Below are 11,211 nucleotides of genomic sequence, written 5' to 3' on the forward strand. Positions count from 1 at the left end.
TGGGGAGGGCTATTTGCTTATTTATTTAGGCTCTTTTCAAAAGTATTGATGATTCTAATATTCTCAGGCTGACATTTTCAGTTTTCTCGGGTGCAAGGGAACAAGGGAGTAATCGTATGTAGTACACTGGCTTAGCGAGAGGCCGCGAAATGCACAGTGTGTTTCCATAGTGGGGATAGATCTCATCCCATGTTACCTCGCAGTTTATAAATTTTGTGTCATGAAACAACAATGATTTAACAAAATGGAGCTACAAATAATTCTTTACGTTATAGATTTTTCCATTTTTAATATTCTCGTCTGTCACAATATCAACGAGAACGCCACCAATGTGATCCGTATCCTTTAACAGATCTTGCTCTTTATATCCTTTGAATGTTTCCACTCTGGAGAATTCTGATACAGAACTGGAACGGATTTTTTCCTGCATCCCTGTATCCATAATTCCCGGATTGAATGCAATCACCTTATTATCGGTTTTCAGCTCTTGCTGTTCAAGGGCTGCCGTTTTGGTATACATATTTATGCTTGCTTTCGTGCTGCAGTAGGCACTCCATCCGGAGACCGGTGATTCGGCGGCTCCTGAAGTGATGTTTGCAGTAATGAGCGGAACACCCTTTTCAGTTGCTTTCCCCAAGAAGTAATTCGTAATTGCCATAGGTGCAATGGTATTTACATGGACATGCCTCACCAATTCATCTGTCTTAATGTTTAAAGATTGTTCAATAGGTTCTACAACGCCTGCATTATTGATCAGATAAATTGCAGTGGTATCTTCTGTGAAAATTATCTTACTGATTTCATGACAAGTTTGGTCCAATATTTGACTGTTTCCAAGATCACAAGGAATATGTTTAAACATCATATGATTTTCTTTTGCTATCGCAGCTAAATGATCATTTGCGGTTCGTGACAATCCAATGACATGTACATCAGATTCGAGAAACAATTGAGCTATCGATTCACCGAGCCCCCTAGAGGAACCTGTTACAATGGCATATTTCATCCTATCCACCCTATTCTGCTATTTAAGTAAAATACCCCGAATCCGATTCTCAGAAACAGGGTATTTAAATTAGTTATTCTTGTTTTATGGACGACTTCTTTAGTTCTTTACTCCATCCCAATAATAGATAAGTGTTTCCATGCCTTTATCAAAGCTGTCCAATGGAAAGCTTTCATTTGGTGAATGAAGACGGTCTTCAGGTGTGCCGAATCCCAATAGCACAATTGGAATATGATAGATTGCTTCAATCCATTCGACTACAGGAATCGATCCACCCATTCTTAGGTAGACGGTATCTTTTCCAAATGCCTTTGTATAACTGCTGGCAGCTTTTTCGATCAGTGGGTGTGTTGGTTCCACTTTGTAAGCTTTTGCTGATAGTTTTTCTTTTTTCACTTCTACAGTAATTCCAGATGGAGCAGCTTTATTGATATGATCCTCCAATAATTGCTGGATTTTCTCAGGGTCCTGTCCTGGAACAAGACGGCAGGTGATTTTCGCAGTGGCTGAGGAAGGGATAATAGTTTTTGTCCCTTCACCTTGATAGCCACCATATATCCCGTTGATTTCAAATGTTGGGCGGCCCATTGTATGCTCTTTTGGTGTATAGCCTGCTTCGGACACTGTCTCCGGAACTCCAGTTGCCGTAACAAAGTCTTCCCCAGGCGCCTTCTCCATTAATTTTCTTTCCTCGTCATCCAATGGTTCGACATCATCATAGAAGCCATCGACTGTGACTACTTCATTTTCGTCTTTCATGGAAGCAAGAATATGACTGAGAGCGATGATCGGATTCCGTATTGCGCCACCATACATTCCTGAATGCAGATCATGATCTGGTCCATTTACCGTAATTTCTATACCAGTAAAACCTTTTAATCCATATAGGATTGTTGGCTGGTTTTTCTCAGCCATGCCAGAATCGGAAATCACAGCAAAGTCAGCTTGAAACTTTTCTTGCTTCTCATTAAGAATGCGATAAAGATTCTCACTGCCGATTTCTTCCTCTCCCTCGATACATACTTTTACGTTGATTGGAAGCTTTCCTTCTGTCTTCATATACGCTTCAAACACGGCCAAGTGCATAAAGACCTGTCCTTTATCATCACTTGATCCGCGTGCATAAAGCCTGCCATCTCTTACCTCGGGTTTAAATGGATCGCTTTCCCATAACTCAATCGGTTCCGCCGGCTGTACATCATAATGGCCGTAGAACAGTACAGTTGGAGCGTCCTTGCCTGCACCATTGTATTCCCCATAAACAAGTGGATGCCCCTCCGTCTCCTGCTTTTCTACATTTTCAAAACCGATATCATTCAAATATGTAATAATGAAATCTGCAGCATTGCTTACATCTTTTTGATAGCTGCTGTCGGTGCTTACACTTGGAATCGATAGAAAATCATTCAATTTTCCAAGGAGGGTCTCCCGGTTTTCTTTTATATATTGCAATGCTTTTTCGCTCATTTGCCATTCCTCCAGTTCGTTTTAATTAATTTCATTTTAGCATAACAGAAATTAAAAAGGACAATCCATTGAAAAGGAATGTCCCCATTAATTAAGCCAAAGCAGCTTCCAAGTCTTCAATCAAGTCCTCTGCGTCTTCAATCCCAATAGAAATGCGAATCAATCCATCCGTTATTCCAAGCTCTTTCCTTCTGGCAGCCGGAATGGAGGCGTGAGTCATTTTAGCAGGCAATGAAATCAGACTTTCCACCGCTCCCAGGCTCTCAGCGAGAGTAAAATAGTTCACTGCGGCAAGTACTTTTTCTGCTGCCTTTCCACTGCCGACATCGAATGACACCATCCCTCCGAATCCAGCAGCCTGTTTAGAGGCAACTTCGTGTCCTGGATGACTTTCAAGACCAGGGTAATAAATGGTTGGCACTTTTTCATGGCTCTCCAGGAAAGAAACAATCTTCCGTGTATTTGCTTCAATTGCCTCCATGCGCAATGCCAATGTTTTGATACCCCGCATTAGCAGCCAGGAATCTTGGGGGCCGAGAACTGCTCCAACAGCATTCTGGATAAAATAGATCTCTTGCGCGAGTTCTTCTGTATTCACAACAACGAGCCCTGCAACTACATCGCTATGACCGCCAATATACTTTGTTGCACTATGCAATACAATATCTGCGCCCAGCTCTAGCGGTCGCTGCCAATAAGGGGTTGCAAAGGTATTATCAACAATCAACAATAAACCGTGCTTTTTGGCAATCTCTGACATCTTTTGGATATCCGTGATTTTAAGCAACGGATTGGTAGGGGTTTCTACATAGATGGCTTTTGTATGCTCATTGATTGCCGTCTCAACAGAAGCGGGAGAACTTGTATCTGTAAAGGTATGTTCCAATTTCAATCGGTTCAATACCTTTGTTATCAAACGATAGGAACCACCATACACATCATCGGTCATTATGATATGGTCTTCTGAATCAAACAGCATCATGACAGAGGTAATAGCAGCCATCCCGGAACCAAATGCGGCTCCGGCTTTCCCGTTTTCCAATTCAGCGATTACCGTTTCCAGGGCGTGCCTGGTCGGATTACCCGTTCTTGAATATTCATAGCCGCGATGATTGCCCGCACTATCCTGCTTATACGTACTTACCTGATAAATTGGAACCGACACAGCACCTGTTTGCTTCTCGCCTGTTATGCCGCTATGAATCATCTTCGTTTTTGCTCTCACTATGATCCATCTCCCTTACATTTCAGTGACTTCGTATATATTCTTGCTAAGATATCGGTCACTACCATCTGGAAAAATGGTTACAATTGATCCACCATTTGTTAATGTGCCCGCTTCCAGTAATGCAGCGTACATTACTGCACCTGAGGAACTCCCCGCCAGGACTCCTTCTCTGGAAGCTAGTTCCCTCACCATCTGGAAAGCATGTTCATCTGAAATTGTTTGGATTTTGTCGATATAAGAAAGATCCAGGAAATCGGGAATAAACTCCATCCCAATTCCTTCCGTTCGATGAGGTCCCGGTTTCCCACCGCCGATTATCGAACCATCGGGCTCCACAATTACTGTTTTTATGGCAGGATTTTTCTCTTTTAAATACTTGGCTATCCCCATAAAGGCACCGCCAGTTCCAGCACCAGCAATAAAAACATCTATTTTCCCTTTGAGGTCTCTCCAAATTTCTGGTGCGATGGATTTATAATATGTCATTGGATTGGCAGGATTAGAAAATTGCTTCGGAGAGAAACTATTAGGAATCTCTCGCAATAATGCTGCCGTTTTGTCTATTGCACCCTTCATGCCTGTTTTCTGGGGAGTGTGGACAATTTTGGCTCCCAAAGCCTGCATCAGTTGTTGCTTCTCCTTACTAAAATGCTCTGGAACACAAAAAATAACGGATAAGTTCTTCTCTCTTGCAGCGATTGCAATTCCGATACCTGTATTACCGGCGGTCGGTTCGATAATCGTACCGCCTTCCTTAACATAGCCTTTATCTAGTGCCTCATTGATTAACTCAACGCCAAGTCTATCCTTAACACTGCCACCTGGGTTGAAATATTCGAGTTTCGCAAATAATTGAACCCCTGCAGGTAAGTCAAAATTCATGATTTCCAGCAAAGGTGTTTCACCGATCAACTCAGAAACCGATTTATAAAGAGCCATCCATTTCGCCTCTCTGTTTAGAAATCTCTGTTAGAATACTTCATGCCATTCATTTTTATGATGGAGCATTTCCTCAGCTATCTCTTTTGCACCTTCCAGACTGTGATTTGCCGCCCAGCCGCATTGTACCTCATTGCATGCAGGAACTGCTTCAGCCTTAAGGACATCATTTAAAGTCTTTTCCAATATAATCAGAACATCATCATATTCCTCATGGTTGATGAGTGACAAATAAAATCCTGTCTGGCATCCCATTGGTCCAATATCCAACACGGAATCGGTATAGTTGCGAATATTTTCAGCCATTAAATGCTCCAGTGAATGAAGTCCAGCCATCTCCATATATTCCTTGTTTGGCTGCTTAAAGCGGATATCATATTTATATACTTTATCCCCATTCATTCCTTCTGTAATACCCACTAGCCGTACATATGGCGCTTTTACTTTTGTATGGTCAAGGTTAAAACTTTCTACATTCATCTTTTCTGTCATTTCTGTCATCTCTCCTCAGTGGCTTTATTTTTTGCTTGCGATTATTATCCAAACAAAATCATTCATTTGTCTAAATGATACATCAAAATTACTCGTTTCAAAAGTATTCTTCATTGTATCGATTGTTGGATAATATTCACGCTGCAAATCATCGGCCAAATCATGATGACTTTTTCTTATAGCTTCTGCTATTTTCTTTTGCTTGTCTTTCACCGTTCTAAACATCGTATCTGCGAAGATAATTTTACCTGTAGATGGGAGCAATGCCGCAAACTTATTTATTGCTGTCTTCTTTTCATTGTCTGTTAAGTGATGAAAAGCATAGGTACTTACAATTGTATCTATCTGTTCGGCAAATGTCGGATAGTCCAGAAAATCACCATCAATAATGCTAAGCGATGGTATTTTTTTCTTTGCAATTTCACGCATTGCTTTCGATGGTTCGATTGCGAATACATTATGACCTGCTTTGAGAAGCTTTATCGTCAGGTTCCCTGTTCCAACTCCAAACTCTGCAACCGTCCCTGAGCTTTCGCCAACGACCGCGTCAAGTATTTGTTCATAATTCGAAAAAACTTCCCTGTATTGCGGGTCTTCTCCTACTACACTTTTATCATAGTCGATTGCCCATTCCTCAAATAAATCAATAAATTCCCTGCCCAATACTAATCACCTCAAGGCGTTCTGAATCTTTACTATATTACTGTGGATACTTAGGATTATATGTAATTAAAACGATATTGGTTACCCACCCATCCGCTGCTGGTAAGTACGTAACACAAAATCAAAAAAACGAATGCAGCTGCATCCGTTTTTTAATCCGCTTATATATTATCTGTTTTGCGGGAAAATACGTTCAATCATCGTTCCCATTTGATCAAAGAAACCTTCAATCGGTTCACCGTTATCAACATCATTGACATAATTATTGGTTAAATCGACAAAATCCGGATTCGTTGAAACATATACATTTTCAATATCGTTATTAACGGATCTGACGATATCTCCTATTTGTCCTTTAACTTCATCAGAAAGTTCATTTTCCTGGTTGTTACCGTTGTTTCCATTATTGTTTCCTTCATTATTTTTCAAGGTTGCAGCAACATATGCGTTATTGTCAGTAGATAGCACATATGCACGGTCAACCTCATTAACTTCATTGGCGATTAATTCTGCTGCCTCTTCAGAAACGTCATATTGCTTGTTGCTGTTGTTTTCTGCATTTTGTCCAGTATCACGATCTTGGAATCGTTCTGAATCCCTGCTCATCATATGGTTACGATCACCAACCATGCCGTCACCAGTATTGTTCCTTGTCTGCTCTACATTATTTCCTGTCCCTGTTCCCGTCTCCTGATTATTATCATCCGCATTCTGACATGCAGCCAAAACAAAGAACAGCATTGACACTATAATTAAAAATTTAAATTTCATCTGAAAATCCTCCTTACATAAGTTTGTTCTTAGTATGCAGCGGAGGATGATTACTATTCAGTTTAAAGCAAAATCCTTATTATGGTATTCACACCATAATTGTTAATGACATTATATATACAAAGCAGGAAAACATAATTGTACCCTTGAAAATCAAGGAGGGGTAAACCATGATTCCAGATTACGACAAAGCGCTTTATTATACGTTGTGGGGTCAATGGGATGATCTACTGGTATTGATGGTTCGAACAAAAGATGACATTCTTTCCAAGAAAATTGAACAGTTTTTGAATGCATACCATTACTCGCTGGACCAGTCACAGGTCATTGATACACACGACACGCTTCTATATTATATAGACCACGCAATGAAATACAATCCACCGGTCATCCTGGAAATGTAATTAAAAGCAGTAAAAAAGGAAAAGCACAACTGTGCTTTTCCACTTAATTATGTCTATTTCCATGGTCCCCTTTACCATGATTAGCTTTCCCTTTAGGGCCGTTACTGTCCTTATGCTTGTTTTGGCCTTTCCAGTTTCCCTTGCCTTTGGAATGATTATTATGGTGTTTGTCCTTGTTTCCATTGTTATGCTTATTGATTTTCTCTTGATCGAATTTACCTTTGCTATCCTTAGCCCTTTGTTCGCTGGGACCTTTTTTATTGCGGTTATTAGAATTTTCTTTTGGCTTGGAATCATCTTTCGGCTTACCGTTATTTTCGGTAAGATTTTTCTGGGCTTTAATCTCAGAATTTTTTTGACTCGTATTGTTTGGACGGACACTTTCCTTTTGCTGCTTGCTTGGAACTGCTGCTTTCGCCTTTTTGCTTTCCTTTTTATTATCAGTTTTTTTTTCTGTTTTGTTAGTGCCTACTTTGGATTCTTTAGTTACATTTGTCTGTGTATCCACAGGCTTTATCATCAATTGTTCATCATTTGATTCAGAAGATGTTTCGTCAATTTCTTCGGTCTTACTTTTATAAAAAGAATTAATAATTGCTTTATCATCCGAATCAATTGAATCTTCAACCGTTTCATCTTCCATGATTTCCGATGCCATGACTTCATTCATCGAAGTCTCTTTGTCCTTTGCTTTCTCCCTGACATTTTCTGGAATAACAACTGTCGCTATTTTCCAGCCAGAGATGTTGGAAAAATACGAGTCCAGGTAACTAGACACATAAACATCTTCAGATTCTTGCTGATCTGTATAGCTGATACCAACAATCATATTTTTGTCTTCATTAATCATTCCAGTTTGTTCACTTTGATTCAGAATCATGTCGATTACCGATTCAATTTTTTCATTCTTATAATCAGTAAGGTTCTTGACAATTTTCTTGGCATCTTCATTTAATGGATGAATCATCTGCACTTTAAAATCCTTATTTACGTCCATTTCAATACTTGGATTTATATCTACCGTTACATATGCATATGTTTCATTCTTCCCCGAAAAAAAATATATGGGAAGGGCTAATAGCAGGATAATGCATGCCATTGAGGCAATCTTAACTGGTATGGGAATTTTTTTTCCAGAAAATAATATTGCGACTTTTTTGGCCTTCAATGGCTGATAGGAAACTTCAGAACCCACTATTGCCTTTTCATCCGTTACGATAGCTTTTTCAAAGGAACCATTTTTGGTCATAATGATTGAATAGTTGCGATGTTGTTCCATCACAATTCCTTTTTTCATTGCCCCACTCCCTTAAGATAATCCTTAAGATAGATATAGTCTTCACTGAGTACAATAAAGATCGCTAAAATGAATTTACGATTTCGCTCCAGTGTTTTTTTACTTACATCTACTTTTTTTACCAACTCTTTAATGGGGAGCTTTTTCTTTGCATGAACAAACTCCCGTAATTCTTTATCCCGATACAGGATTCTCGCGGTTCTGACAGCAGAATCACGTGCGTCTTTATGTTTTGGAGAAGTCTCCGTCAAATCGATAAGGGTAAGTTTATATTCCTTCAGCTTATCCTTGAAATCCATGATTTCTTCCTTGCGGTGGATTGTATCGATTTCCTGGCTGTATTTCTCTTTAACGGCAACAATTTCCAATGGATTCTCCATCTGCTCAGCGTCATAGGTTTCATCCAGCGAAAGCGGAAGAGGTCTCTTTTTATTATACCTTATGTAGTCAATGACCTTTCGTTTAACTACAAGCTTGGCAAATGACAGAAACGAGCTCCCCTTTTCAGAAGAATAGGAAAAGATTGCTTCATTAAAGGCCGATAAACCGATACTGAATTCGTCATCCTTCTTTGGATCGATATATCGCTTGCAGACTTCCGACACACTTTTAGCGATAAACGGCTGATAGGTGCTTAAAAGATAATTTTGCAGTTGCTTGTCCCCTTGCTGTATGGATTTCACCATCGCTTCAAGCGGTTTATCTTTTAACTGGCTGCTCATCATCATTCGGAAGACCTCCCAGCCATTATAGATTTCGTATGATTTTCACCCTTTTGGGGTGTAGTTTTTAGATAATTAATTTGATATTTTTTAAATTGGTTTCTATTTATATATGTCATATGATGTTCCCACCATTTTCATTTTATTTTTATCGACAAATCAAGCTATTTTTTTCAGTATATTTAATGTTAACCCAACAAGCATTCTGTTGCTATCTCATTTTGATTACATTTGTTTTAAGAAACGGTAACTATACAGCAAAATAATTGGGTACTGACGAATAATTGTAATACCACTTTACTGTCGATGCAGAAAATATTCCCGTAATAACAGCAGTGCTGTTGTCTCTGTTTTTCAAAATATATATCCCATGTACTATGCGGCACTTTATATTTTTTCCTGCCATAACCATACCCCCACTGTGCCTCGTATAGTACAGATAATGAAGAGTCATGCCGGAAAATTTTCATCAGCTGACAGATCAGTTTTACTTAGATAGCGCTATGTATGTACACACAAAAATGGCCTGCCATCTCTGCTGGCAGGCCCATTCCTTAAAGACTCGGTATAATGTCTTCCTTATCGAGGAACGGATTGTTTTCGGCAATCCCCTTTACCGAATCATTGATATACAGGTCGTTTTCATACCAATCTACTGTTTCAATCTGCTCTGTCCTGTATATATAGAATTCGTCCTCAATTAAATTGTCACTGCTCTTAACGACAATATATTTAATTTGCATTTGCTCCGTATCATAGATCATGTCGGCAAGCTTACCAATTTTCCCATCTTTAGCATGCACTTTAAAGCCTATCGTTTCGTCTTCGCTGCGCATTTTATTAACATCGGAAACCTCATATTCATCACGGAATAAATCGGGCTTTTGGGGAATGTTTTCCCTTACAAGGCCGTTCTCCTCAAAAGTGCCGAGCGGACCTCTCTCCACTCCTGCTAATGCATTGTCCCGGTAGCTGTTCCAACCAAAATAATCAATCAGATTGTTTTCCTGTTCGGCTGAAAGATTATCCTCTTCTGGGACAGGGGGACTATTGCGGATTTTTTCCTTGTCATATTCTACCTCAACAAATTCTTCGTCCTTATTAATCGTTTTGAATGTGCTTGGCGTCAATAGAACTTTTCTTCCTGGGAGCCACTTTCTTGTATCAACTATCGCATACCTGACATCCCATTTATCTTCATTAAAATATAAATCTTTAATTTTTCCCATTTCACCATCAGTTGCATGAATATTGAAGTCCTTAAGCTGAGATGTGTAAAAGAACAAAATAAACGCCTCCAAAACAAGGATTTTTTACTATATACCCTTATTTGGAGGCGTTAAACCATTCCATCCCTATTTTGTTGCATATTTGTAATACAAATCAATGGGAATGAATAAACCAACCTTCCCATATTCTTCATCATCTGCCGTAGCAAAAATTACACCAAGAACTTTTCCCTCCTGATTGATAATCGGACTTCCACTGTTCCCTCTATAAACAGGTGCTTCAATCATGATTACTTCTTCATCCCAATCGGATAGCTTCGTACCACCAATAATCTTCCCTTCATTGGCAATACCATTGAAGCGCAATGGGTTTCCGATAAAACGAATCGGTTCTGCTTTTGTATATTCAGCTTGCTCCGCCAATGTTAAATATGGCAGTTCCCTTCCCTCCACCTGCAGTACTGCGAGGTCAATTTCAGGAAATGTTTTGGTTACTTCCGCAGTAAAAAGACCGTCTTCAGGAAAAGCGACGGTCACATACTGCTCCCCTTCAACTACGTGATTATTCGTTAATATCGTTCCATCAGCTGCAATGGAAAAACCTGTTCCTTTACTATTTTCTGTTTCCACAACAACCACTGCCTTTTTATAATTTTCAACATCAGTATTGGTAGATAGTTTTGCAGATGTCATTAAAAAGTCGATGGCAGGAATCGAGAATGTCTGCGGCAATAATGCAAACATATTGAAAGCTAAAGCAATAGAAATTAACCAAAACGCCCATTTGTGAAATGGACGTTTTGGAACAAATTCATCTTCATTTTTAGCACGTTCAAGTGCCTTTCTCCGTTCTTCCTGAACAAGTTCATATAATTCTTCATCTTCAAATTCTTCATATAAATCTTCATCGATTATGTCATTATCTTTATTATTGTCATGATTATTATCCATATGCCACCCCGTGCTCTGAATAATGTTCAATAGTAACAGTCT

Annotated in this window: 12 protein-coding genes; 1 reads left to right on the top strand and 11 read right to left on the bottom strand. The window is 39.3% G+C overall.

The window, feature by feature from the left end:
* Window positions 1-250 precede the first annotated feature (250 nt).
* From OMHG_RS08755 to OMHG_RS08785, 7 genes are all read right to left on the bottom strand, one after another.
* Window positions 251-1,006 carry a (S)-benzoin forming benzil reductase gene (locus OMHG_RS08755; RefSeq protein WP_010650167.1) on the bottom strand — a complete coding sequence of 252 codons (756 nt, stop codon included), beginning with the start codon at window positions 1,004-1,006 and terminating at the stop codon, window positions 251-253.
* Between the two features lie 99 nt (window positions 1,007-1,105).
* Entirely contained in the window at window positions 1,106-2,473 is a 1,368-nt protein-coding gene (locus OMHG_RS08760; protein WP_010650168.1) for a dipeptidase, read from the bottom strand.
* 91 nt (window positions 2,474-2,564) lie between these two features.
* Window positions 2,565-3,698, bottom strand: coding sequence for a bifunctional cystathionine gamma-lyase/homocysteine desulfhydrase (locus tag OMHG_RS08765; RefSeq protein WP_010650169.1), 1,134 nt, complete (start codon window positions 3,696-3,698; stop codon window positions 2,565-2,567).
* Window positions 3,699-3,713: 15 nt separating this feature from the next.
* Complete coding sequence (locus tag OMHG_RS08770) at window positions 3,714-4,640, bottom strand: PLP-dependent cysteine synthase family protein (protein WP_010650171.1); 927 nt, start codon at window positions 4,638-4,640, stop codon at window positions 3,714-3,716.
* A gap of 30 nt (window positions 4,641-4,670) precedes the next feature.
* Complete coding sequence (locus tag OMHG_RS08775; protein WP_010650173.1) at window positions 4,671-5,132, bottom strand: S-ribosylhomocysteine lyase; 462 nt, start codon at window positions 5,130-5,132, stop codon at window positions 4,671-4,673.
* Between the two features lie 24 nt (window positions 5,133-5,156).
* Entirely contained in the window at window positions 5,157-5,795 is a 639-nt protein-coding gene (locus tag OMHG_RS08780; RefSeq protein WP_010650174.1) for a class I SAM-dependent methyltransferase, read from the bottom strand.
* 168 nt (window positions 5,796-5,963) lie between these two features.
* A complete protein-coding gene (locus tag OMHG_RS08785; RefSeq protein ID WP_010650175.1) occupies window positions 5,964-6,566 on the bottom strand; it encodes a YhcN/YlaJ family sporulation lipoprotein in 603 nt (200 codons plus the stop codon).
* 170 nt (window positions 6,567-6,736) lie between these two features.
* Between OMHG_RS08785 and OMHG_RS08790 the strand changes: the two genes are divergently transcribed.
* Entirely contained in the window at window positions 6,737-6,970 is a 234-nt protein-coding gene (locus OMHG_RS08790) for a YhdB family protein (RefSeq protein WP_010650177.1), read from the top strand.
* A 43-nt stretch (window positions 6,971-7,013) separates the two neighbouring features.
* Here OMHG_RS08790 and OMHG_RS08795 read toward each other — a convergent pair whose 3' ends face one another.
* The 4 genes from OMHG_RS08795 to OMHG_RS08810 all read right to left on the bottom strand — a co-directional run bounded on the left by OMHG_RS08795 (window position 7,014) and on the right by OMHG_RS08810 (window position 11,169).
* On the bottom strand, window positions 7,014-8,267 hold the full coding sequence (locus OMHG_RS08795; protein ID WP_010650179.1) for an anti-sigma-I factor RsgI family protein: 1,254 nt from the start codon (window positions 8,265-8,267) through the stop codon (window positions 7,014-7,016).
* Window positions 8,264-8,995 (bottom strand): RNA polymerase sigma factor SigI, encoded by a 732-nt coding sequence (gene sigI, locus OMHG_RS08800; RefSeq protein ID WP_010650181.1) that lies wholly within the window; start codon window positions 8,993-8,995, stop codon window positions 8,264-8,266. The genes OMHG_RS08795 and sigI overlap by 4 nt, the downstream gene beginning before the upstream one ends.
* Before the next feature lie 548 nt (window positions 8,996-9,543).
* Complete coding sequence (locus OMHG_RS08805) at window positions 9,544-10,275, bottom strand: PRC-barrel domain-containing protein (protein ID WP_010650182.1); 732 nt, start codon at window positions 10,273-10,275, stop codon at window positions 9,544-9,546.
* Between the two features lie 69 nt (window positions 10,276-10,344).
* Entirely contained in the window at window positions 10,345-11,169 is an 825-nt protein-coding gene (locus tag OMHG_RS08810) for a S1C family serine protease (RefSeq protein ID WP_010650183.1), read from the bottom strand.
* Window positions 11,170-11,211 lie beyond the last annotated feature (42 nt).

The sequence above is a fragment of the Oceanobacillus massiliensis str. N'diop genome (assembly GCF_000285495.1).
GTDB classification, from domain to species: Bacteria; Bacillota; Bacilli; order Bacillales; family Amphibacillaceae; genus Oceanobacillus; species Oceanobacillus massiliensis.